Genomic DNA, 24403 nt, shown 5'->3' with positions numbered 1-24403 from the left:
CGGCACACTTCTCACTCTATGCGCCGTGCCAGACTGCACGGATGCGACGCCTGTTCCCTGTGACCGACCAGACAGCTGACACGGCAGCCGCCCCGGCAGCTCCGGCTGCCGACCGCGCAGCCGGACGGCCGGTCGTCGTGGACCGCGAGTGGTCCCTCGACGAGCTGGCCGACGCCTATGCGTACCCCAGGGTGGGGGAGGAGGCGGTCCGCGGAGGCGCCGCCGCGGACCCCCATGCGCCGGGCCCGGCCGCGCGGCCCGCGCCCCCGCGGGTCTGGCTGCGGGCCAACATGGTCTCCTCCCTGGACGGCGCCGCCCAGCATGACGGCCGCTCCCAGCCGATCTCCTCCGCCGCCGACATGCGGATCTTCGGCACGCTCCGGGGGCTCGCGGATGTGATCGTGGTGGGCGCGGAAACGGTACGTCAGGAGGGCTACCGGCCCGCACGGGCGCGGGACGCCTTCGCGGAGCGCCGGGCCGCCGCCGGTCAGGCCCCCGCGCCCGCGATCGCCGTGGTCAGCGCCTCCCTGGACCTGGATTTCTCGCTGCCGCTGTTCACCGAGCCCAAGACGCCGACGCTGGTGCTGACCGGTGCGGCCGCCCCCCGGGACCGGCTGCGCGCGGCACGGGACGCGGGCGTGGAGACGGTGATCGCCGGGGACGGGCCGGGGGCAGACCCCGCACGGGTGGTGTCCGCTCTGGCCGAGCGCTCTCTGGTGCGGCTGCTCACCGAGGGCGGTCCGAGGCTGCTGGGGCAGTTCATCGCGGCGGGGGTGCTGGACGAGCTGTGTCTGACCGTGTCCCCGATGCTCACGGCCGGTGACGCCCAGCGGATCGCGGGCGGTCCTTCGCTGGCGGTGCCGGAGCGTTTCGCGCTGGCGTCGGTGCTGGAGGAGGCGGGGTTCCTTTTCACCCGCTACCGTCGCATTTGACAATCAGCGGAATTAGCCGTTCCGGTTAGCTCCGGCCGGGCACACTTACCTCACGCAGACCCCGTGGGCGCAGACCCGTGCGGGCACGGGGAAGGATGGTTTCCGCAGAAGGGCTCCTGACGTGTTCAAAAGCGTACTGATGATCGAGAAGCCCCTGACATCCGAAGACGTGGAATTCGTCACCACCCTGCACGGAGACGAAAAGGTCTCCTTCATCGTGCTGATGCAGCCGCGCGGAGATCAGGCCGACGTACTGCTGCGCGCCATCGACGATGTGGCGCTCGGCGAGCTGAAGGAGGCCGTGCACGAGGGCGAGCGGCCCGAGAGGCCCGCCGAGCTCGCTCTGGAGCACTCGCTCGCCGCCCTGCGCGCCGCGGGCAGCGAGGCCGTCGGGCATGTCATCGAGGACCACCCGATGGACAAGCTGAAGGCCGTCGTCGACGAGTCCCGCGCGGACGAGGTGATCGTGCTGACCGCCCCGCACTACGTGGAGGAGTTCTTCCACCGGGACTGGGCCTCGCGCGCCCGTCACAAGGTCGGCGTCCCGGTGCTCAAGCTCTTCGCGCACAGCGAATAGGCTGGGGCCCTCAAGGACCCTCGCCGTCCGCCGTCCGCACGCACCAGCCCCAGGGGAGACACACGCATGGCATCCGCCGTTCCCAGCGCCGTACCCAGCGCCATGGAGCGCCCGCACTTCATCGGCATCGGCGGCGCCGGAATGTCGGGCATCGCAAAGATCCTCGCCCAGCGGGGCGCGAAGGTCGCGGGCAGCGACGCCAAGGAGTCCGCCGCGGCCGACGCCCTGCGCGCGCTGGGCGCGACCGTGCACATCGGACACGCGGCCGGACATCTGGCCGCCGACGCCAGCTGCGTCGTCGTCTCCAGCGCCATCCGCCCGGACAACCCCGAGCTGGTGCGCGCCGCGGAGCTGTCCGTCCCGGTCGTCCACCGCTCCGACGCCCTCGCGGGGCTGATGACCGGGCTGCGCTCCATCGCCGTGGCCGGCACCCACGGCAAGACCACGACCACGTCCATGCTGGCGGTCGCCCTGACCGAGCTGGGCCTCGACCCGTCGTACGCCATCGGCGGCGACCTCGACGGCCCCGGCACCAATGCCCGCCACGGCGCGGGCGAGATCTTCGTCGCCGAGGCAGACGAGAGCGACCGCAGCTTCCAGAAGTACGACCCCGAGGTCGCCATCGTCCTCAACGTCGAACTGGACCACCACGCCAACTACGCCTCGATGGACGAGATCTACGAGTCCTTCGAGACCTTCACCGGCAAGATCGTGCCCGGTGGCACGCTGGTGATCTCCGCGGACCAGCCCGGCGCGGCCGAGCTGACCGCCCGGGTGCGCCGCGGGCCCTTTGCGCCGAAGGTCGTCACCTACGGCGAGTCCGCCGCGGCCGACGTGCGCATCGACACGGTCACCCCGCGGGGGCTGACCAGCGAGGTCACCGTCCTTCTCGACGGCCGGCCGCTGACCTTCACCGTCTCCGTACCGGGCCGCCACTACGCCCACAACGCCGTCGCCGCGCTCGCCGCCGGCGTCGCCCTCGGCGTCCCCGCGCCCGAACTGGCCGCCGCGCTCGGCGCGTACACCGGCGTCAAGCGCCGCCTCCAGCTCAAGGGCGAGGCCGCGGGCGTCCAGGTCATCGACTCCTACGCCCACCACCCCACCGAGATGACCGCGGACCTGGAAGCCATGCGCTCCGCGGCCGCCGGCTCCCGGCTGCTCGTCGTCTTCCAGCCGCATCTGTTCTCCCGCACCCGGGAACTGGGGGCGGAAATGGGCCAGGCGCTCGCGCTGGCCGACTCCTCACTGGTCCTGGACATCTATCCCGCCCGGGAGGACCCGATCCCCGGCGTCACCAGCGAACTGATCATCGACGCCGCCCGCGCGGCCGGGGCCGAGGCCGCCGCCTGCCCCGACAAGGCCGCCGTGGCCGAGGCCGTGGCGGGAATGACCCGGCCCGGCGATCTTGTTCTCACCATGGGGGCGGGCGACGTCACGGACCTCGGCCCGGCCATCCTGGCCCGTCTGTCGAACTGATCTGTCGAACTGAGGAGCGCACGATGCCGTACGAGGTCGAGAAGCCCGACGACCAGTGGCGCGAGGAGCTCACCCCCGCCGAGTACCAGGTGCTGCGCCAGGCAGGCACCGAGCCCGCCTTCACAGGCGAGTACACGGACACCAAGACCGCGGGCGTCTACTCCTGCCGCGCCTGCGGCGCCGAGCTGTTCCGCTCGGACGCCAAGTTCGAGTCCCACTGCGGCTGGCCGTCCTTCTACGACCCCAAGGACTCGGACGCGGTCGAACTCCTCGAAGACCGCTCCCACGGCATGGTCCGCACCGAGGTGCGCTGCGCCCGCTGCGGCTCCCACCTGGGCCATGTCTTCGAGGGCGAGGGCTACCCGACCCCCACCGACCAGCGGTACTGCATCAACTCCGTCTCCCTGCGGCTCACCCCCGACGAGGGGTGACGTCCCGCGCCTGCCGCGGAGGCGACAGCCCGCCCGATCATGTCCCGCCCTGGTGAGGGCCGCCGGAGCGCGGGTATGTTGAACCGGCAGACAACGCGCCTACGCTGAGGTCTTCGCCGATACGGGGATCCGGTGCGGATCGCGCGACCGGACCGCGGTGCGAGGGGGCGCGCGTGGCCACGGAGAGATTCGACGCGGTGCAGCTGGCCGTCATCGCGGAGTTCGTACGGGTGCTTGAGGAGCCGGCCGGCGGGCTGCTCCGGGACAGCGGACGCCAGCTGTGGCGGCAGATCGTCCACGAGGCGATCGACGGACTGCCCCAGGACACCTACACCGTGCCGCGCCAGGAGTTCCTGAGCATCGTGCAGGCCTGCGCCAAGCGGGAAGGCGCGCTGGAGGAACTGGTGCGGGCGACGCATCTGGTCGCGCCCGCCCTCAGAGCCTCGCTGTCGCCGCTGCTCGACGAGTGGCGGGCCCGCCTGACGTATCCGGGGCGCGACTGGGAGCCCCTGCGCCGGGCCCTGCAGCCGGGCGTCTCCGGGCTCGCCCCGCTGGTCTCCAGGGCCACGGGAGGGCGCGCGGTGCTCCCGGCGTACTGCGGGACGCCCTGGCAGGCGTTCACCCACCTCGCCGACCGCAACGGCACACCGGGCGGGCTGCTGCCGGGCATGGTGCTGCTGGAGCATCTGTCGTACTGCCCCGAACTGGCCTCCGGGATCGGTGAGATCAAGGAGTGGAACGACTACTGGGCACGGGTCTGGGATGTGCTGGACGGGCCCGGCGGGCTCCGCGCCCTCCGCGCCGAACTGGCCCGCTTACGCAGAACGGGCGGGCGCCCGGGCGGCCCGGCGGCCGCACCCGGCGCCGAGGGCGGCTGGGGCGCGCCTCCGGGGACTGCGGGCGGCGGCGGTCTGGAGGGCAACGGCCTGGACGCCGCCTCCTGGCGTGCCGGGGAGGCGGCGGGGAACGCCGTGGAGCGCCCCGTCATCCACCTCTACATCAAGATCGTCCCCGACCGCACCCCCCGGCACTCCGCCGCCCGCGGCCAGACCGCCCGGGCCGCGCGCTATCACGTCTCCGCCAGTGTGAAGTACACCGACTCCGACACCCTGCACCGGGAAGCGGACGCGGAACCCCAGGAGTCGATGACGCTCAGTCAACTTCCAGAAGCCGTCTCTCAGTTGCTCTTACGCATGGCTGCACTGTGGCACACTCGGTCCGAGCTGGTGGCGCTCGACTTCTTCCTTCCCGCGGAACTGCTCAACGAGCCGGTCGAGTGGTGGAACCGGCACCCCGGGAGGGGGTACCGGAATCCGCTGCTCAGCGCCTACCGGGTGACCCTGCACAGTCTGGAGAGGGTGCAAAGGAGGGAGTTCCACCGCGCGTGGCGCGCACGCTGGGCGCGCTGGAAGCAGGCCATGGGGGAAGGGGAGCGGTCCGTGCATCTGTGCGCCCGGTCCGACGCCGACCGGCGGAGCGATGAGCTCCACCTGGCCCGGCTGGATGCGGCCATCGGAAGCGACGACGATGTGATCGGCATGATGCTGTGCCAACCGCCCAAGAAACACGGGCAGTTGGGGATGAAGGAACTGGGCCTGGCGCTGGATCTGGGGGTTCCCGTGGTGATCTACCACCGGGAGGAGGGCGTGGCGGACGTCTGCCGCGCGGCCGTGCGGGAGACCTTGGCCGACGAGGGGCTGGTCAGCCTGCCCGAACGCGCGCAACAGTGGAAGGCGGACGCTGCGGCCGGCCGGCCCTCCGCACACGACCCGGACGCCATCCGCTCACTAGGCATGATCTGGGACGATCCTGAGCATCTTCTCGACGGGGGGCCGAGCGCTCCCGCCGCCTTTGTAGGGGGGACCGAGTGAACGCATCACTTGAGAACGGAGGCCCGCTCTACAAAGGCACCGGGGAGCAGCAGCCGGAGACCGCCTACGAGGACCGCAGCTGGCCCCCGGGGCCTCCCTGGCGTACCTTCACAGCCCCTCCGGTCATGCCCCCGCCGCCCGAAGACGAGGACGCCGACCGCAGGCTCGGGCCGCCGGGGTCCTTACGCCGCCCGCGCCCCGAAGAGGTCCGCCTCGTCAACGCGTCACTGCTGCTGCGCAGGCCGCTTCTGGTCACGGGCCGCCCCGGAGTCGGCAAGTCCGGACTCGCCTATCGCATCGCCCGCGAACTGCGCCTGGGACGCGTGCTGCACTGGCCGGTGACCAGCCGCACCATGCTGGCCTCCGGGCTCTTCGAGTACGACGCCATCGGCCGCGCCCAGGCGAGGGCCGAGCCGGACGGCGCCGCGGGACCCGCCGGGATCGGGCACTATGTGCAACTCGGCCCGCTGGGCACGGCGCTGCTGCCGTACCGGCTGCCCCGGGTGCTGCTCATCGACGAAATCGACAAGTGCGACGTCGATCTCCCCCATGACCTTCTGACGCTCTTTGAAGACGCCCGGTACGAGATCCCTCCCCTCGTGCGGGTGAAGCAGCAGGAGTCCGCCGTCGTCGTCCACACCGACGATCCCGGCGGAACTGCCGAGGTGGTGAACGGCGTGGTGCGCGCTCACACCTTCCCCGTCATCGTGATGACGTCCAACGGCGAGCGGGAGTTCCCGGAAGCCTTTATGCGCCGCTGCCTCCTCCTGGACATCCCCGACCCGGACGCGGCGGCCCTGGGCGAACTCGTCAGCGCGCACTTCGGCGGACAGCTGGGCGAACTGCAGGAGAAGCTCATCCAGGACTTCCTGCGGCGCAGCGAGCAGACCGGCGGGCTCGCCGCCGACCAGCTGCTGAACGCGGCCCATCTGGTCACCTCAGGACGGTACGGACCGCCCGCCTCCGAAGACGGCTCCGGGCACGCCGCAGGGGAAGGGGGCGGCGAATGGGAGGAGCTCCTCAGGGCAATCTGGCACCCTCTCGGCGGTGGCGGGGCGGAGCCGGTGTGACCGGGCAGCCCCCAGACGCAGCCGGCGCAAGGACGGCGCGCGGCCGTGACGGACCGCAGCCGCCGCCCACAGGCTCACGGCTGCCTCCCACCGGGCTCTGCTCCTGGGAAGCGGCCGACGCTCTGTGGGTGGCGAGCGAGCATCCCTGGCTGACGGGGGCGACGGCGCAGCGGGGCGCCCCGCAGGGCGGCGACGGAGGCGCGCCGGACGCCGCGCCTCCGCAGGAGCGGGAGCCGGGGCAGGAGGGGCAGGGACAGGAGAGCCCGCCGCCCGCCCGCGCGGAAACGGACCCTCCGCATCCGGGGGGCGACGCGCCGCTCGCCGAGCCGCCCCCGGCGCAGGACACTCCCCAGGCGGCCGGGGAGCCCGACGCGGCCCTGACCGCCGGGCCGGAAGGGGCGGATACGGCGTCCGGGGACGCAGCAGAGGCCGTGCCCGTCCTTTCGCTGCGGGCAGCGGCGCCCGAGTGCCGCCGGGCGTCCTCGCCCGCGGGCCTGCGGGAGCTGGGGCGTGCGCTGCGTCCGCTGCGCAGCCGGACGCCTTCCCCGTACGCTGCCGAGATCGACGAGGACGCCACCGCCGAGCGCATCGCCGCCGCTCCCCATCTGCCGCCTGTGCTGCGGCCTTTCAGGGAGCGGCGCTGGGAGGCCGCGCTCGTGGTCGACGGCGCACCGCACATGGCCGTATGGCGGGCCGCGGTGGACCGCTTCCACGAGGTCGCCGAACGCTTCGGCGCCTTCCGCAATGTGACCGTGCTGACCCTGGACGCCGAGTCGCCGGGGGCCGCAGCGGTCTCGGCCGGCCGCCGCCGCACGGGTGCGCCGGCGCAGTCGGCCCGCGGCCTGGCCGACCCGACGGGCAGGCGCATCGTGTTCGTGCTGACCGACGGGGCCGCCCCGGCCTGGCGGTCGGGCGCGGCGCAGCGGCTGCTCGCCCGGTGGGCGAGGCGGCAGCCGGTGGCCGTGCTGCAGCTGCTGCCCCAGCGGCTGTGGCCCCGCACTGGGCTGCTCCCGTCCCTGGTCCGGCTGCGCGCGGCGGGTCCCTGGGCCCCGCACGCCAGGACCCTGTGGGAGCCGGCCGAGGCGCTTTCTGAGCTGCTGCGCTCCCGGCTGTCACGGGGGCGGGCGGCGCCTGTGCCGGTTCCGGTGCTGGAGCTGAGGCCCGAATGGCTGGGCCCCTGGGCCCGCTTCGTGGGGGCGAGCGGGCCGCGCAGCGTCGAGCTGGCCGCCGTGCTGGTCGATCCGCGGGCCCGGCCCGGGCAGCCGGCCGGCCGCCAGCCGGCGGCCGTCGGCCAGTCGGCCGTCGAGCGGGTGGCCCGCTTTCGCGGCTGGGCCTCCCCCGAGGCGTTCGCCCTGGCCACCCGGATGGCCGCCGTGCAGCTCGATCTGCCGACGATGACCGAGATCCAGCGGCGCACCATGCCGCGTTCCCACCCGGTCCATCTGGCCGAGTTCCTCATCAGCGGCCTGGTGAAGCCGCTGCCCGACTGCGGCGACGCGACCGGCTCGTTTCTCTTCGACGAAGGGGTGCGCGAGGAACTGCTGGCGCACGGGAGCAGGGACGCGACGGAGCGTGCGCTGCGGCGGGCGGCGGAGTATCTGGCTCCGCGGAACGCGGCGGCGCGCGACCTGCTGTCGTATCTGGACGGCGAGGCAGGCGTTACGGGCGAGGCGGGCGTGACGGCTGGGACGGTCGGGCCAGGCGTGACGGGCGAGGCGGGCGGGACGGCGGATGTGCGGGGCGGGGACGCTGCCTTCCGCGAGGTCGAGCGCATCGTCCTGCATGCCCTGAGCGGCCCGCATATGCACCGCGCAAGGCAACTCGACGCCCTGGTGGCCCGGACGGCAGAGGAGAGCGTACGGAGCGAGCAGGGGCGCGGCAAGGGGCGTGGGCAGCAGCCCGCGCCCCCTTTCGTGCTTCCGGACTCCCCCCTGCCACCGCGACTTTCACCCGAACACCACGATTCCTCGACGCTTCATCACTCGTTCGCCGGAGGGCTGCCATCGGCTGCCCTAGCCGGAACCACCCCAGCCGGTCCGGGAACAGGACCCGCTTGTCCAGGAGCAGGAGAAGGAGAGACACCAGTGAGCACGGGCCCCGTCGCGTCCGAACGCGAGCATCAGCAAAGTCTGACCGCCGGCGGACCGCGTCCGGCGACTCCGGCCATCTGGGGCAATATGCCGCCGCGCAACCTCGTCTTCACCGGCCGGGCGGACCTTCTGGTGGCCCTGGAGCGCGGCCTGCGCTCCGGGCCCACCGCCGTACTGCCCCATGCCCTGCACGGCATGGGCGGCGTCGGCAAGTCTCAGCTGGCCCTGGAGTTCGTCTACCGGCATGCTGCTGAGTATGACCTGGTGTGGTGGATTCCGGCTGAGCGTCCCACACAGATCCAGCAGGCATTCGTGGAACTGGCCCGCAGGATGCACCTGCCGGTCAGTTCGGAAGCCATCACCGCGGTGCCGGCCGTTCTGGAGGCGCTGCGCACCGGGGTGCCCTACAGCAATTGGCTGCTGGTCTTCGACAACGCGGAAAGTCCGAACGCAGTGCAAGAGTACTTCCCCAGTGCACCCGAGGGCGGGCCGACCGGTTCGGTCATCGTGACCTCGCGCAATCCCCAGTGGAACACCCTGGCGCATCCTCTTGAGGTCGATGTGTTCGACCGCAGCGAGAGCATTCAGCTGCTGCGCCGGCGCAACCCCGATCTCACCGATGACGACGCCGACATGCTCGCCGAGGTCCTCGGCGACCTGCCGCTCGCGGTGGAGCAGGCCTCGGCGTGGCGTGCCGAGACCGGCATGCCCGCTGCCGAATACTTGAGGGTGTTTGAAGAAAAGCGCGCCGAACTCATGGCGGTGTCACCTCCGACCCAGTACGAAGAAACGGTCGCCACCGCCTGGAATGTCTCCCTCGACCATGTCGAGACGAAGAATCCGGGGGCTCTGCAACTCCTCCAGCTGTGCTCCTATTTCGCTCCGGAGCCAATCTCCCGGCAGTTCTTCTCCAATGCCCTCCCGGAGCCCATCGCACCGGAACTGGACCGGATCTTCACCGACCCGATCCGGCTCAGCAGGGCCATCCGGGAAATCAGCCGGTATTCGCTGGCGAAGATCGACCACCGGACGAACTCCATTCAGATGCACCGGCTGGTGCAGGCGGTGCTCTCCGCCCGTATGACGGAGGAGCAGCGGGACCGGTTCCGCCGCGGCGCGCATCTGATGCTGGCGGCGAACGCGCCCAGCGACCCGCGGGATCCGCAGAACTGGGCACGCTTCGGCGAGCTGTACCCGCATGTCATCGTGTCCCGGGCGATGCACTCCGAGCACCGCAACGTACGGCAGATGGTCTACAACGTCGCCGAGTATCTCTTCTACTGGGGCGACCACGAGGCGGCGCTCGACTTCGCCCGCCAGGTCTACGCCGTGTGGCGCGACGCCTTCGGCGAGGGCGACCCGCAGACGATCGTCCTCGGCAGGCATCTGCGCTTCGTCCTGTGGCGGATGGGCGCCTACACGGAGGCGGCGGAGCTGGGCGAGCGCATGCTCAGCACGCTGGAGGCGGCAGGCCAGGACATGGAGGAGGAGTATCTGCGGGTCAAGGGCCAGGTCTCCAGCGACCGCAGAGTGAGCGGTGACTTCCGGGGAGCGCTGGAATTCGACGAGGAGGTCTATGAGCGGTCGGTGCGGGCCTTCGGCGACGACGACCCCGACACCCTCCAGCACGCCGCCAATCTGGCCGTCTGCCTGCGCGTCAACGGCGACTTCCAGCGGGCGCTGGCGCTGGACGAGGCCTGCTGGCGCTCCAAGGTGCAGACATTCGGCGCGGACAACCCCACCACGCTCGCCTCGGAGGCATCCGTCGCCCTGGACCGCCAGGAGCTCGGCGAGTACACGCAGGCCGTGATGATGTGCGACGAGGGCGTGGAGAAGTCCCGGGAGGTGTACGGCGAGGCCCACCCGATGACGCTGCGCGCCATCGCCAGGCTGGGCGTCGCCCAGCGCAGGGCGGGCCGGCACGCGGAGGCGCTGGAGAACACCCGGGTGGCGCGGGCCGCGCTCACCGACCGCTACGGCGAGCGGGCCCCCGACATTCTGCAGATCTCCCTCAACCTCTCCATCGACCTGCGGCAGAACGGCGAACTCCAGCAGGCGGCACAACTGGGCGAGCGCACCAGGGACCTGTACGCGGAGACACTGGGTCCGGACCATCCGCACACGGCGTCCGCCGACGTCAATCTGGCCGTGACGCTGCGGCTCCTCGACCGGGTGGACGCGGCGCGCAAGCTCAATGAGTCGGCGCTCGCCCGGCTGAAGGAGAAGCTCGGCGCGACGCATCCCTCCACGCTGGTCTGCTCGATCAACCTGGCGAACGACCTGTTCGCCCAGGGCGACTCGGCCGCGGCCCTGGAACTGGACGAGCAGACGCTCGCCCTGGTCGAGGAACACCTGGGCGCCGCCCATCCGACCGCCCTGGTGCTGCGCGCCAACCTCGCCCTGGACCTGCGGGCCGTGGGGCGTACGCAGGAGGCGGAGTCGGTGCATGCGGCGGCGGTCGCGGCGATCACGGAGAAGCTGGGCGAGGACCATCCCGCGTGCGCGGACGCGCTGGCCTGGCGGCGGGCGAACTGCGACATCGACCCGATGCCGCTGTAGCGGCGGCCATTGCCGCGTGGGCGGCGGGCGGCCCGCGCTTGGCCGCCGTACACCTTAAGTCCGGTGGCTGAGCACAGGCGCGGCCACCGGTCCCGCCTCGCCGACGTCATGGGCGTGCGTCCGGTCATAGGCGTGCGTCCGGTCATCGGCCTGCGCCCGGCGGAAGCCCCGGATGGCCCGGTCCGCCGGCGGGCGGATCAGACGCGCCGGTCGAGCCCGCGGCCCAGCCACCCGGCCAGGGCCACCGGATCGGGCGGCGCCCCGGTCTGCTCCGCCACGGTCAGATGGACCGCGCTGATCAGCTCCGGCACGGTCCACAGCCCGCGGACGGCCTCGGGGGACCGGCCGCAGTCCGCCAGGGCCAGCGCGAGCCCGGCCCATGCGGACGGGGCCCCCTCGCCCTTGGCCCGGTGCGGATCGGCGAGCGCGGCGGTGCAGGCGAGTACCGCCTCAGGCGCGCGGCCGCTCGCCCACAGCACGTCGGCGCGGCTCGCGCCGCTGACCCCCGGGACGTGGTCCAGGCCGCTGTCGGCGATCCGGTGCAGGGCCGTCGGGGTGGTCAGCGCAAAACGCGCGAGCACGGCCCGCGCGTCGAGGTGCCGTTCCCTGCGGTCCGGCGCCGTGTCCAGACGGGCGGCCGGCAGCGTCGGGGCCGCGTCCGGGGCGCGCCGCCACAAGGCGGCCAGCCGCTCTATGTCATCGGGTCGCGGACGGACATGGTGCAGTCGCCACAGAGCCCGGTGGTCCCGGGCAAGCGACCGGGCCAGACCGGCGGCCCGGCACGCCGTCGGCGACCGCGGCCCGTCGGCGCGTGCGCCGTCCACGGCGGCGCGCAGCCGCGCCAGCAGCCGCCGCCCCACATCGGTCAGCGCCGGATCCCCGGCCACCGCGGGCAGCACATGGCGCAGCTGACGCCGCCACAGCTCGGATTCGAACCAGGCGAGGCCCTCGCAGTCCGTGTCCTGCCGCAGCGTCTGGGCCCGCCAGAACCGGGCGACTCCGGCGAAGGCGTAAACGCCCTGGAGCATGCCGGACAGCGGCCGCGGATCGTCACGCCAGGGCGCGTAATAGAGACGTTCCCGGTCCGTGGGGTCCGCTGCCTCGTACAGGGGCGCAAGGTGCCCGAGGGCGCTGAGCTTGCTGTGCTGGAGCTCGTGCGCCAGCGTCGCGGCGCAGGACAGCGCAGAACCGGGCCAGGAGAGAGCACAGCCGCCGACCGCGTCGGCACTGGTGACGCTGCGGACGCGGAACGGCTCATGGGCGTTCATCGGCTGTACGGTGCGCAGCAGGACATGAGCCGCGGCGGCGGACGGGGGATCCGTCTCGGCGAGGAGCGCGCAGGCGTCCCGCAGCAGTGCCGTCCAGCGCCGCGCCGCGGCCGCGGAGAGCGGCCGGGCCGCGCCGATGGGAGGGGGCGCGATGCGCTGTCCGCCGATGTCGTCCAGGATGATCCGCAGCGGATGTCCGTCCCGGTCCCTGGCGGCCTGGAAGCTGTGCAGGGGACGCCAGCCCGGTGCGCTGTGGGACAGCGGCCGGGGCAGCCGGAGCACCGATGAGGGGGTGCGCAGTGTCACGGCGTCGTCCTGGGCCGTCAGCACCGCGACGCCCCAGGGGGTACGGTCGGCCAGCCTGGCCTGACCCAGTCCTGGCAGCTCGACGCGTCCGGTGCGGGAGGGAAGCGGAAGAGAGAACTCCAGGCCCGCGCGTGCCGCTGCCGCGGCGGCGAGCGCGTGCAGCCGGCCGACATCGGCCCACAGCGGCAGCCGCTCGTCCTCGCGGGGGAGATGCAGCCGGCGCAGCAGCCGGCCGAGCCAGAGCCCGGTCTCCGGCAGACCGATGAGCTCGCGGACGGTCTCGGGGGCATCGCGCTGGGCGGATGCGAGCAGCTCCCAGGCCCGCTGGGCAGCCGGGAGCGGGCCGGTGGCCGCCGGCCGGACGACCAGGAAATCCATGAGCAGATCGAGCATGAGCAGCCGTCGGCTGGTCTCCGCGTCTGCGAGGGCGATCAGTGCCTCGAATTCTCCCTCGCCCCGTGCCAGGCTCTCGAACTGCCGGGTGGTCAGGCTGTGTCGGCGCTCGCCGTCCGGCGGCCGGTCAGCAGCCCGCGGCGTCAGACCGTCCAACTCGGATTGCCTGTGCCGGTGGCCGCGGTCGTCGGTCCGCCCAGGGCCTTGAGCAGCTGCCGCTTGGCCTTCTCCCGGCAGGCGCTGCGCTGTGCGCGCAGCTGGTCGAGGGAGGCGTCCGTCAAGTCAGGCAGGACCGACCTGATGGCACTTTCCGGAGTCTCCATCCTTGGGCAGACCTCCCCGAAAATCCGAGCTGTGTTCGACCCGCTCTTACATCATGGCCCAACCCCACAGCCGCGGAAACATCCCCAACCAGCCACCCTGGCCGTGACGTTGGCCGATGTAGGCGGTTCGGCGGCCGCGGGCGGACCGGGTCCGTCAGTCCGGAGCGCACCACTCCGGGGTGCCGCGCAGCGTACGCTCCAGGTCCGCCAGCGCGAGCGACCCCGCGTCGAGCAGCGACACCGCCTCCCACAGATGCCGCAGTCCGTGTTCGAAGGCTGCGCAGGTCCCGATCAGCTCCAGGATCTCGACGCGCATCACAGGGGAGCGGGGCACGCTCGACGCGATCTCCGGCGGCAGCTGATCGATGACCGCGGCCCGCAGCCCGGGATCCTGCATCACGGGAACGGCCGCCAGCGCCTCGTACAGCCTGCGCCGGTCGTCCAGAGTGAGGCGGGGGCGCGCCGAAGCCCGGGCCGGAGCGGCCACGTCCGCGCTCGCCGTCATGGCGGAGGCGAAGCGCTCGCGCAGCGCGTCGGCGAGCTGCCGGGAGTCGTACCGCCACTCGGGGTGGGCGCGCAGCAGCCGTTGTGCCTCCGCGCCGAAACGGCCGGCGGTCGTTCCGCCGGGGCCGCGGGGGCCTCCGAGGCCTCCGGGGCGGCGCTGGCCGCCGGGGCTGATGGCGAAGAGCACCTGCTGGCCGCGGGTGGCGTGCGGCCGGCCGCAATGCGCCGGGCCGGGCCGCGGGACGCCCCCGGGGGACTGTCCGTGGACGTCCACCAGCCACAGCTGCCGCGGATGCTCCGGCGCCGCATCGGGACGGAAGGCCGCCAGCGCCGCCTCCAGATCCAGACAGCGCGGAGCGTGCTCCGTCGCGTCGGCGCACAACAGCCGTCTGCGTCCGTCCCGGTCCACCAGCCCACGGCCGGACCAGGCCACGAACAGCCACTCGCTGCTCTCGGCCGCCAGCTCCTGGAACACCGCATGCCGCACGCACTCCTGGTCGGCGCGGCGCCAGACGGCGCCCGCGTCCTCGACGAGCCGGAGACTGCCCGGCAGCGGCGACAGCAGCAGCGTCACCGCCTGCGGAGCCATCCCCAGGCAGCTGAGCAGCCAGTCACGGTACGCCAGCGCGTCGCGGACCGGCCCGTCGAGGTCCCAAGAGGGGCCCGCCGCGTACGACTCCACACCGGCGATCAGCGCCGCGGCCCCCGTCGCCCCTGGCGCTCCCGTCGGCTGTCGGTCCGCCGGACCTTTCCCGCCCGCCACATCCATGACGACGAGTGTTCTCGACGGACCCGCACACTGTCACCGCCCGGGAACCGGTACGCCAGTGGGAGAATGACATCCGTGACACCCCCCGTCTCCGCTCTCGTGGACCGTGCCCGCGCCCTTGCCGCCGGCGGACGGCGACGGCTCCTGGGCATCGCCGGCGCGCCGGGCGCGGGCAAGTCCACGCTCGCGGGCCAGATCGCCGACGCCCTGGGCGGACTGGCCGTCCTCGTCCCCATGGACGGCTTCCATCTGGCCCGGGCCGAACTGGACCGGCTCGGCCGGGCGGCCCGCAAGGGCGCGCCGGACACCTTCGACACCGCCGGATACACCGCGCTGCTCACCCGGCTGAGAACCCCTCGGGAGCCCGTGGTCTACGCCCCCGCCTTTGACCGGGCGCTTGAGGAGCCGGTCGCGGGCAGCATCCCCGTCGCCGCGGATGTCCCCCTCGTGGTGACCGAGGGCAACTATCTGCTGCACGACGAAGGGGAGTGGGCCGCCGTCCGGCCGCTGCTCGACGAGGTGTGGTTCGTCGACCTCGACGACGCCGTACGGGTACCGCGGCTGATCCGCCGTCATATGAAGTACGGCAAGGAGCGCACACACGCCGAGCGCTGGGTTCGCGACTCCGACGAGCCCAACGCCCGGCTGGTGGCCCGTGGCCGTGCCCGCGCCGACCTCGTGGTGCGCCTCGGCTGACGCGCGAGGCCGTCGCCGCCCCCGGCCCGGCCGAGTTATCCACAGGGCTCGCGGCGCAACTGATCCGGCGGCAGCATGGAGCCATGTCCACAGACCCCGCAGCTCCCGCAGCTCCCCCCGGCCCCGCCCCTTTCACGGCCGACGACTACCGCGCCCGCATGGCCCGCGCCGTGGAGTCCGCCGCCGAGGCGGGGCTCACGGGCCTGCTCATCGCTCCCGGACCCGACCTCGTCTATCTGACCGGCTATCGCCCTCCGACCGATCTTGAGCGGCTCACCCTGCTCGTCCTCGCCGCGGGGCGCGACCCGGTGCTGGTGGTCCCGGCCCTGGAAGCCCCCGATGCCCACCAGGCCCCCGGCGCGGCGGCGTTCACCGTGCTCGACTGGACGGACGGAAAGGACCCCTACGCGCTCACGGCCCCGCTGCTCGCCCCCGACGGCCGCTTCGCGGTCAGCGACAACACCTGGGCGCTGCATCTGCTGGGCCTGCAGAGCAGACTGCCCGGCACCGCGTACACGGCGCTGGCCGAGGCGCTTCCGATGCTGCGCGCCGTGAAGGACGCTCGGGAGGTGGAGCTGCTCGCTGCGGCGGGCGCGGCGGCCGACGAGGCGTACGGCGAGATTCTGAAGGTGCGCTTCGCCGGGCGTGCGGAGAGCGAGGTCGCCGCGGATCTCGCCGCCCTGCTCAAGCACTTCGGGCACTCCCAGGTCGACTTCACCATCGTCGGCTCCGGGCCGAACGGCGCGAATCCCCACCATGAGGCCGGCGCCCGCACCATCTCCGACGGCGACATGGTGGTCCTTGACTTCGGCGGCCTCAAGCACGGATACGGCTCCGACACCACCCGCACGGTGCATGTCGGCGAGCCGTCCGCCGAGGAGCGGCGCGTCCATGACGTCGTACGGGAGGCGCAGCAGGCGGGGTTTGAGGCGGTGCGGCCTGGGGCGGCCTGCCAGGACGTGGACCGGGCCGCCCGTCAGGTGATCGCCGAGGCCGGATACGGGGAGTACTTCATCCACCGCACCGGCCACGGCATCGGGGTGACCACCCACGAGCCGCCGTATCTGGTCGAGGGTGAGGAGCGGCCGCTCGTCCCCGGCATGTGCTTCTCCATCGAACCGGGCGTCTATCTGCCGGGCCGCTTCGGCGTCCGCATCGAGGACATCGTCACGGTGACGGAGGACGGCGGCCGCCGTCTCAACACCACGGGGAGGGAGATGGCGATCGTGGAGTAGCACACAGCACAGCCCGCACCGCGGCTGCGGGATCAGGAACCGCCCGGGTCCAGCTTCTGCGCCAGATCCCGCGCCAGGCCCCGCGTCAGATCCTGTCCTATGTCTCCGCCACCACGGCGCAGGACTGCGGCGGCAGTCGCAGCACCCCGTCCGCGCCCGGGGGCTCCACCGGGTCCCATGCCGCGAGGATCCGGGCGCCGCCCTTGCCTCCGCCGTCGGTGGCCCCGGCGCGGGCTCCGCCGAGGGGGATCTCGGCCGGGGCCCCGGCGAGATTGACGGCGATGCGCAGATCGCCGCGGCGGAAGGCGAGCCAGCGCGCCTGTTCGTCGTAGGCGGTGCGGACGGCGGCCAGGTCCGGGTCGGCCAGATCGGGCTGCTCACGGCGGAGTGCGATCAGCTCCCGGTGCCAGGCCAGCAGCCGGGCGTGCTCGGGGCGCGCACGCTCCGCACGGTCCAGACAGGACCGCTCCCGGGTGGCGGGGTCCTGCGGATCGGGGATCTCCTCGGCCGCCCAGCCGTGCGCCGCGAACTCCCTGCGTCTGCCCTCCCGTACCGCGCGCGCCAGGTCCGGGTCGGTGTGGTCGGTGAAGAACTGCCAGGGTGTGCGCGCCCCCCACTCCTCTCCCATGAACAGCATCGGGATGAAGGGCCCGGTCAGCACCAGTGTCGCGGCGCAGGCCAGCAGCCCCGGGGCGAGCGTGGCGGAGAGCCGGTCGCCGAGGGCCCGGTTGCCGATCTGGTCATGGGTCTGGGCATAGCCGAGGAACCGGTGCGCCGGAGTGCGCACCACGTCGACCGGGCGGCCGTGTGTGCGCCCGCGGAAGGTGGAGTACACGCCGTCGTGGAAGAAACAGCGGGTCAGGGTCTTGGCGAGCGCGGCCAGCGGGGCGCGGGCGAAGTCCGCGTAGTAGCCATGTGACTCCCCGGTCAGCGCGGTGTGCAGGGCATGGTGGAAGTCGTCGTTCCACTGGGCGTGCAGCCCCAGACCGCCCTCCTCGCGCGGGCGCGTCGTCCGCGGATCGCACAGGTCGGACTCGGCGATCAGAAAGAGCGGCCGGCCCAGCTCGGCCGACAGCTCGTCGACGGCGGCGGACAGCTCCTCCAGAAAGGTCAGCGCGCGACTGTCGGCGAGCGCATGGATCGCGTCCAGCCGCAGCCCGTCGATCCGGTAGTCACGCAGCCAGGCCAGCGCGCTGCCCAGCAGATAGGCCCGGACCTCGTCGGAGCCGGGCGCGTCCAGATTGACCGCCGCGCCCCAGGGTGTGTGGTGGGCGTCGGTGAAGTAGGGGCCGAAGGCGGGCAGATGGTTGCCCGAGGGGCCGAGGTGGTTGTGCACCACGTCCAGCACGACCCCCAGGCCATGGCCATGGGCGGTGTCGACGAAGCGCTTGAGGGCCTCCGGCCCGCCGTACGGCTCGTGCACCGCCCACAGGGACACCCCCTCGTACCCCCAGCCGTGCACCCCCGGAAACGGGCAGAGGGGCATCAGCTCGACATGGGTGATCCCCAACTCCGCCAGCTCGCCGAGGTGTTCGGCAGCCGCGTCCAGGGTGCCGGCGCGCGTCCAGGTGCCGATGTGCAGCTCGTACAGCACCGAGTCCCCGGTCAGGGGCCGGCCCGCCCAGGCGGCGCGCCAGATGTGGCTGTCCTGGTCGACCACCGCGCTCGGCCCGTCGGGCCCGTCCGGCTGGCGGCGTGAGCGGGGGTCGGGCAGCACCGGGCCGCCGTCCAGACTGAAGCCGTACCGGGCCCCTGCCGCGGCCCCTGCCTGAACATTCCACCAGCCTTCCAGACCGCCGGAACGGCGCTCCATCGGAAGCTCGACGCCCTCCAGCCACAGCGACACCCGCTCCTCGGCCTTCGGCGCCCACACCTCGAACAGCACAGCCGGTCCCCTCGTCGTCGAGTCTTCGGCTTCCATCCGGCGACGGACACCTCCATCCTGACAAGTCCGGGGTCTTCAGGCGTGTCGTTGCGGCCATTAAGGTCACGCCCCATGACGATGCCGCCGCTTCCCGCGCCGCCGTTGCCCGCCTTCCCGCCCGGCTTCCTCTGGGGGGCCGCCGCCTCCGCCTTCCAGACCGAGGGCGCGGTGGACGCCGACGGCAAGGGCCCCTCCGGATGGGACGCCTTCGCCGCCCGGGGCCGGATCAAGGACGGCGCCGACGCCGCCCGCGCCACCGGCTTCTACGAGCGCTACCGCGAGGATGTCGCCCTCCTCGCCGGACTCGGCGCAGACGCCTTCCGCTTCTCCGTCTCCTGGCCGCGGGTGATCCCCGGCGGCAGCGGGCCGGTGAACGCCCGCGGGCTGGACTTCTACGACCGGCTGGTCGACGAGCTGTGCGCCCACGGCATCACCCCCGCCCCCACCCTCTACCACTGGGACACCCCCCTTCCACTGGACGAGGCGGGCGGCTGGCTGGAGCGCGACACCGCCTTCCGCTTCGCGGAGTACGCACAGGCCGTCGCAGAGCGGCTCGCCGACCGCGTACCGATGTGGATCACTGTCAATGAACCGGCGGAAGTCACTCTCCTGGGTTATGCCCTGGGGGAGCACGCCCCCGGACGGCAGCTGCTCTTCGACGCGCTGCCCGCCGCCCACCACCAGCTCCTCGCACACGGCCTCGCCGTACGGGCGCTGCGCGCCGCCGGGGCGGACAACATCGGCCTCGCCGTCTCCCACTCACCCGTATGGACCGCCGGCACCGGTGAGGAGGACCGCTCGGGCGCCCGGCTCTACGACACGATCGCCAACTGGATGTACGCCGACCCCCTGCTCACCGGCCGCTACCCGGACGAGAACCTCGCCGCCCTGCTGCCCGGCCCCGTCGCCGACGACCTCGCCGTGATCGCGGCCCCACTCGACTGGTACGGGGTGAACTACTACCACCCCATGCTCGTCGGCGGCCCGTCCCAGCAGGCCCTCGGGGCCTTCGCCGGGGTCGGCATGCCCGCGGAACTCCCCTTCGGACTGCGGGAGATCGAGACCGGGGAGCACACTGACTTCGGCTGGCCGGTCGTGCCCGACGGGCTGCGCGAACTGCTCGTCTCCCTGAAGGAACGCTTCGGCGAACGGCTGCCGCCGCTGTTCGTCACCGAGAACGGCTGCTCGTACGACGGCATCGACGACCAGCGCCGCATCGCCTTCCTTGACGCCCATCTGCGCGCGCTCCACCAGGCCATCGAACAGGGCGTCGATGTGCGCGGCTACTTCACCTGGTCGCTCACCGACAACATCGAATGGGCGGAGGGCACCTCCCAGCGCTTCGGCCTGGTGCACATCGACTACGAGACGCTGAAGCGCACCCCCAAGGCCTCGTACCGCTGGTACCGGGATGTCATCGGGCAGCAGAAGGGCATACGGCCGTCACGGCACTGAGCGGATCTTCCACACCAGCATCCCGCCGAGGGCCGTCACCGCGGTCGCGGTCAGATACAGCCCGGAGTATCCGCCCGCGTACGCCACGACCGGCGCGGCCAGCGCCGGGCCCAGGACCTGGGGCGCGGAGTTCGCGACATTGATCACGCCCAGGTCCTTGGCCCGGTCGCCCGCCGTCGGCAGCACCTGGGTGATCAGCGCCTGATCGACCGCGATATACGCCCCGAAGCCCAGCCCCAGGAGCGTCGCCGCCGCCATCGCCACCGGCCAGGAATGCCAGAACACCAGCAGCGACGACGCCGCCGCCATCACCGCGGAGCTCACCGCCACCAGCGCCTTCCGCTTCCCCAGCCGGTCGGAGACCACCCCGCCCGCGACCGCGGTGACGACGACCCCCGCGGTGTAGAGGAGTGTCAGGATCAGCACCCCCTCGTCCGGATCCGGGTACCCCACCGCGTCCTTGAGGAAGTACAGCAGGTACAGCGTGCCGATGGCATTGCCCAGCATCACCAGGAACCGGGTCAGCCAGGCCCAGCCGAAGTCCGGATGACGCCGCGGGTCCACCCAGAAGTCGGTGAGCCGCACGGTCTCCCGCCTGCGCTGTGCGCGCGGCGAGGGCGGGTCGCGCGTCAGCAGCACGAAGGGCAGTGCGCAGACCACCACCAGGGCCGCGAGCAGCAGATACCCGGCCGTGAGCCCGGTCGCCACGACGGTTGTCAGCAGCGCCCCGACGACCAGCCCCAGCGTCTGCGGAATCCCGATGAAGCCGGACACGGCGGCGCGCTGACGGACGGGCACCTGGTCGGGGACGACCGCGTTCGCCCCGGCGAGCATCGCGTTCAGCCCGAGCTGGGCCAGACACCAGCCGACGGCCACCCCGGCCACGGTCGACTGCGCCGCCGTCACCGCGAGTCCCGCGGCCCCGGCGAGCGCCCCGCCCAGCAGCCATGGATGCCGCCGCCCGAAGCGCCCGCCCGTACGGTCCGAGAGAGCGCCCGCCAGCGGATTGGCGACCACCGCCACCAGCGCCCCGGCCCCGGTCACCCAGCCGAGCGCGACCTCCTTGCCCACTGGGTCGACCGCCTCGATCTGCTCGGCGAGCAGCATCTGGATCGGGGTGAAAAAGGCCATGTAGAGGCCGAGATTGGCCAGTACGAGACCCGCGATCCAGCCACCGCCGACACGCACCCGCGGCTCGGCGTGCGGCCCCGGCGCCGGACCGGGGGCCGTCTCTCCTCGCGCGTCTTCGGTTGTCATGGACCGCTCGCCATCAGCTCGGGGGTGTCCGGAGCCTACGGACACCCCCAAGCAGGAGCAATACCTGATCGGCAATCAGATTGGCGCCGCTGTCCGGCCCGGTCGGCTTGTTCTGGACACGTTCGACCCGGCGGGCCGACAATTCCCTGTGTGACGTCCTCCCATGAGTTCCAGACCGAGCCCGCCCGGCTCTCCGACGCCGAGCGCGACCGCGTCATCGGTGTGCTCAGAGAGGGGGCGGCGCAGGGGAAGCTGTCGCACGACACCTTTGTGCACCGAATGGAGCTGGCGCTCGCGGCCCGCCACAGCGAGGAACTGCGCGCCCTCACCGCCGATCTGGAAGGTGAGAGCCGCTGGTCGCAGTGGTTGTACGGCACGGTGGGGCGGGTGTCGGCGTTCTCGGTGCGGCTGCGCCGGGCCTGGCAGGCGGAGAAGCTGCCCCCGCTGCTGCTCCCCGAGCCCGGCCCCCACCCCCTGCGGATCGGCCGCGACCCGGGCAACGGCCTCAGACTCAGCCATGACACGGTCTCCCGGATGCACGCCGAGCTGAGCCGCCAGGGCAGTCTGTGGGTCCTGCGCGACCTCGGCTCCACCAACGGCACCACGGTCAACGGCAGCCGCGTCGTCGGCTCGGTCGTCGTCCAGGACGGCGACATGGTCGGCTTCGGGAGGATGAGCTTCCGCCTCACGGCGCGCTGACGGACGCGTCCTCCAGGACGCACGGTCGACTACCACGGTCGACTACGCGGACTGCGCCGCGGACGTCTGATCCCCCTCCCCGGCATCCCGGACCAGCAGCGCCACCGGGCGGTCCGCGAACAGCTCGCCCAGCGCGAGGGGGCCGCCGCCGAAGGAGCGTCCCGCTGAGAGCACATCGCGCCAGCGGCCGTCCGGGAGCGGCAGCGTGGTGTCCCCCCAGCCGCCGGACCGGTCCAGCCGCCGCGACAGCCGGGTCACCGCAGTGACGACCGCGCAGCCGGCATCCGTGCCGACCGTGTCCGCCGCGTCCGCCGCGTCCGCCGTGTGCGCCGCGTCCGCCGTGTCTGCCGTGTGCGCCGTGCCCGCTTCCGGCGAGCGGCAGAACGCCAGGCACAGGTCGGCCGCGCCCCCCGAGGCGTACAGCGGAGCGTACGACGACCCCGGGCCGAATACTCCGGGCCGCTCCCGGCGCAGCCGCAGGGCCGCGGCCGTCAGGGCCAGCTTCTCCGCGGTCAGGCTGCGGGGCCGGAGCCCGTCGTCGCTCCGGACCGCCGCGGCGGACGGGAAGCGCGCGGGAGCGCGGTTGTCGGGGTCCACGAGCGCGAGGTACTCGCCCTCCGCGCCCTGGTACACCTCCGGCACCCCCGGCATCGTCAGCTGCACCAGCGTCGCGCCCAGCACATTGGCCCGTACATGCGCGTCGATCCCGCGGCGGAACAGCGCCGTCGTATACAGCGGAGGCCCGGCAGGACCCGCCGCGACGAAGTCCGCGACCGCCTGCTCATATGCCGCGTCCGGCTCCGTCCAGCTGGTGTGCAGCCCCGCCTCGCGCACCGCCTTCAGCAGGGCGCCCTGCAGCCTGTCCGGGTACGGGAAGCCGAAACCCAGGGCGGTCTGCCAGGCCGTCCACGCCAGATGCGCGTCCGGCGCCCGGCCGCCCTCCAGACGCGCCGCCTGCACGCCGATCTTCTCCACGAACTCCGCCCACTCGCCGGGGAACTGCGACAGCACCGCGATCGCCGCCCGCACGTCGGCGCTGCGCTTGGTGTCATGCGTGGTCAGCACCGTGCCGGAGGCCGGCCAGTCGCGCGCCATCCGGGCGCAGTACGCATGGAAGGCGTCCGGGCCGACCGCCGGGTCGCCCGGCTCGCCGCCCACCTCGTTCGCCGACAGCAGCGGCGTGTACCGGTAGAACGCCAGGTCTTCCACGGACTTGGCGCGCAGCGCCGACGACGTCTGCGCGAACCGCGCCCGGAACGCCTCGTGCAGCGGTCCCTCGCCGCCCCGCCCCAGCGCCAGATCCCGCACCGCGTCGACGGCCTCCGCCTCCTCCGGGACCGCGAACGCCGCCTTCGCCCGCCGGGCGGCCTCCGCCGTGAGCACCTGCTCGCCGCCGTCGCGGTATGGGCGGTAGACCGGCATCCGCACCAGCAGCTCCCGCACCGCCCGGCGCAGCGCCCACGGCGCATGGTCGCGCGGCGCGGGGGCGGCGGCGCACAGGCGCTGCGCCATCCGGGTGAGCGCCGCGGTCTCCGCGGCCAGATCGTGGGTGATCACCTTGTACGCGGCGCGGCGCGCCGTCGCCTCCCAGGAGCCTCCCCGGTCGTCGGCCGCACCTGTGAACTCCCGGTAGTGGTACGTCAGCTTGTCGAGCCCGTCCGGGTCGAGGAACACCCCGTCGATGCGGCGCAGCGCGTCGTACCCGGTCGTCCCGGCGACGGCCCAGCCCTTGGGCAGCCGCTCGTCCCCGGTGAGGATCTTCTCCGCCACGGTCCAGCAGCGCCCTCCGGTCGCCTCGGCCAGCCGCCGCAGATACGCCTCCGGGTCCGCGACGCCGTCCGGGTGGTCCACCCGCAGCCCCTGGACCACGCCCTCCCGCACCAGCCGCACCACCGTGGCATGGGTGGCGGCAAACACCTCCGGGTCCTCCACCCGCACCCCGATCAGCTCCGAGACGGTGAAGAAGCGCCGGTAGTTCAGCTCGGTGCGCGCCAGCCGCCACCAGCACAGCCGGTACCACTGGGCGTCCAGCAGCTCTCTTGGGTCCGTCAGGCCGGCGGTCCCCGCGCGCAGCGGAAAACGGTGTTCCCCGTAATGCAGCACACCGCCCTCCACGCGCAGCGTGCCCAGCTCGTCCCCGAGGCGCCCCGCCAGCACCGGCAGCAGGATCTTTCCGCCGCCCGCCTCCCAGTCGACGTCGAACCAGCGGGCGTACGGGGACGAGGGGCCCTCCCTGAGCACCTCCCACAGCGCGCGGTTATGGCGCGGCACGGCGGCCATATGGTTCGGCACGATGTCCAGGACCAGTCCGAGGCCGTGCTCGCGTGCTCTTCGGGCGAGCTGCCGCAGGCCGCGCTCGCCGCCCAGCTCCTCCCGCACCCGGTTGTGGTCCACCACGTCATAGCCGTGCGTCGAGCCCGGCACCGCCTCCAGCACCGGCGACAGATGCAGATGCGAGACGCCGAGGGAGGCCAGATACGGCACGGCCGCGGCCGCGGCGGAGAAGGGGAATCCGGGCTGCAGCTGAAGCCGGTAGGTGGCAGTCGGAGTGTCGGTCATACAAACGTA

17 protein-coding genes are annotated in these 24403 nt (G+C 72.9%); 11 read left to right on the top strand and 6 right to left on the bottom strand.

What is annotated here, in order from left to right; translation table 11 throughout:
• Window positions 1-41 precede the first annotated feature (41 nt).
• The 7 genes from OF819_RS05670 (at window position 42) to fxsT (ending at window position 11006) form a co-directional block, all read left to right on the top strand.
• Window positions 42-932: a pyrimidine reductase family protein gene (locus OF819_RS05670; protein WP_267242232.1), complete on the top strand. Its 891-nt coding sequence runs from the start codon at window positions 42-44 to the stop codon at window positions 930-932.
• A gap of 121 nt (window positions 933-1053) precedes the next feature.
• Window positions 1054-1509, top strand: a complete 456-nt coding sequence (locus OF819_RS05665; RefSeq protein WP_267242231.1) for an indole-3-glycerol phosphate synthase — start codon at window positions 1054-1056, stop codon at window positions 1507-1509.
• 66 nt (window positions 1510-1575) lie between these two features.
• Complete coding sequence (murC, locus tag OF819_RS05660) at window positions 1576-2985, top strand: UDP-N-acetylmuramate--L-alanine ligase (RefSeq protein ID WP_267242230.1); 1410 nt, start codon at window positions 1576-1578, stop codon at window positions 2983-2985.
• 23 nt (window positions 2986-3008) lie between these two features.
• Window positions 3009-3416 carry a peptide-methionine (R)-S-oxide reductase MsrB gene (msrB, locus tag OF819_RS05655; RefSeq protein WP_267242229.1) on the top strand — a complete coding sequence of 136 codons (408 nt, stop codon included), beginning with the start codon at window positions 3009-3011 and terminating at the stop codon, window positions 3414-3416.
• 173 nt (window positions 3417-3589) lie between these two features.
• Window positions 3590-5287 carry an effector-associated domain 2-containing protein gene (locus tag OF819_RS05650; RefSeq protein ID WP_267242228.1) on the top strand — a complete coding sequence of 566 codons (1698 nt, stop codon included), beginning with the start codon at window positions 3590-3592 and terminating at the stop codon, window positions 5285-5287.
• Window positions 5284-6357 carry an AAA family ATPase gene (locus OF819_RS05645; protein ID WP_267242227.1) on the top strand — a complete coding sequence of 358 codons (1074 nt, stop codon included), beginning with the start codon at window positions 5284-5286 and terminating at the stop codon, window positions 6355-6357. Before OF819_RS05650 ends, OF819_RS05645 begins: the two co-directional genes overlap by 4 nt.
• Window positions 6354-11006: an FxSxx-COOH system tetratricopeptide repeat protein gene (gene fxsT, locus OF819_RS05640; protein WP_416370475.1), complete on the top strand. Its 4653-nt coding sequence runs from the start codon at window positions 6354-6356 to the stop codon at window positions 11004-11006. Before OF819_RS05645 ends, fxsT begins: the two co-directional genes overlap by 4 nt.
• A 197-nt stretch (window positions 11007-11203) precedes the next feature.
• Here the strand turns inward: fxsT and OF819_RS05635 are convergent, their stop codons facing one another.
• From OF819_RS05635 to OF819_RS05625, 3 genes are all read right to left on the bottom strand, one after another.
• The gene (locus tag OF819_RS05635) at window positions 11204-13129 is read right to left on the bottom strand and encodes an aKG-HExxH-type peptide beta-hydroxylase (protein WP_267242225.1); all 1926 of its coding nucleotides are present in this window, start codon (window positions 13127-13129) and stop codon (window positions 11204-11206) included.
• Window positions 13117-13254, bottom strand: coding sequence for a hypothetical protein (locus OF819_RS05630; RefSeq protein WP_267242224.1), 138 nt, complete (start codon window positions 13252-13254; stop codon window positions 13117-13119). Before OF819_RS05630 ends, OF819_RS05635 begins: the two co-directional genes overlap by 13 nt.
• 196 nt (window positions 13255-13450) lie before the next feature.
• A complete protein-coding gene (locus OF819_RS05625) occupies window positions 13451-14569 on the bottom strand; it encodes an effector-associated domain 2-containing protein (RefSeq protein WP_267242223.1) in 1119 nt (372 codons plus the stop codon).
• 75 nt (window positions 14570-14644) lie between these two features.
• Between OF819_RS05625 and OF819_RS05620 the strand changes: the two genes are divergently transcribed.
• Both OF819_RS05620 and OF819_RS05615 read left to right on the top strand, forming a co-directional pair.
• Window positions 14645-15265, top strand: a complete 621-nt coding sequence (locus OF819_RS05620) for a nucleoside/nucleotide kinase family protein (RefSeq protein WP_267242222.1) — start codon at window positions 14645-14647, stop codon at window positions 15263-15265.
• An 83-nt stretch (window positions 15266-15348) separates the two neighbouring features.
• Window positions 15349-16500 (top strand): aminopeptidase P family protein, encoded by a 1152-nt coding sequence (locus OF819_RS05615; RefSeq protein ID WP_267242221.1) that lies wholly within the window; start codon window positions 15349-15351, stop codon window positions 16498-16500.
• Window positions 16501-16597: 97 nt separating this feature from the next.
• Here OF819_RS05615 and treZ read toward each other — a convergent pair whose 3' ends face one another.
• A complete protein-coding gene (gene treZ, locus OF819_RS05610; protein ID WP_267242324.1) occupies window positions 16598-18385 on the bottom strand; it encodes a malto-oligosyltrehalose trehalohydrolase in 1788 nt (595 codons plus the stop codon).
• A gap of 111 nt (window positions 18386-18496) precedes the next feature.
• On the opposite strand from treZ, the gene OF819_RS05605 reads away from it, so the two are divergent.
• Window positions 18497-19879: a GH1 family beta-glucosidase gene (locus OF819_RS05605; RefSeq protein ID WP_267242220.1), complete on the top strand. Its 1383-nt coding sequence runs from the start codon at window positions 18497-18499 to the stop codon at window positions 19877-19879.
• Here OF819_RS05605 and OF819_RS05600 read toward each other — a convergent pair.
• Window positions 19868-21136 (bottom strand): MFS transporter, encoded by a 1269-nt coding sequence (locus tag OF819_RS05600; RefSeq protein ID WP_267242219.1) that lies wholly within the window; start codon window positions 21134-21136, stop codon window positions 19868-19870. The two genes, OF819_RS05605 and OF819_RS05600, sit on opposite strands and share 12 nt — an antisense overlap.
• A 150-nt stretch (window positions 21137-21286) precedes the next feature.
• On the opposite strand from OF819_RS05600, the gene OF819_RS05595 reads away from it, so the two are divergent.
• The gene (locus OF819_RS05595; protein ID WP_267242218.1) at window positions 21287-21835 is read left to right on the top strand and encodes a DUF1707 and FHA domain-containing protein; all 549 of its coding nucleotides are present in this window, start codon (window positions 21287-21289) and stop codon (window positions 21833-21835) included.
• 42 nt (window positions 21836-21877) lie between these two features.
• Here the strand turns inward: OF819_RS05595 and treY are convergent, their stop codons facing one another.
• Entirely contained in the window at window positions 21878-24394 is a 2517-nt protein-coding gene (treY, locus tag OF819_RS05590; RefSeq protein ID WP_267242217.1) for a malto-oligosyltrehalose synthase, read from the bottom strand.
• Window positions 24395-24403: the final 9 nt, after the last annotated feature.

It is taken from the genome of Streptomyces sp. PR69, assembly GCF_026420845.1.
In the GTDB taxonomy this organism is placed as follows: domain Bacteria; phylum Actinomycetota; class Actinomycetes; order Streptomycetales; family Streptomycetaceae; genus Streptomyces.
Note: the sequence above shows the minus strand (reverse complement) of the source record. Positions and strands in the feature narration are given on the sequence as shown.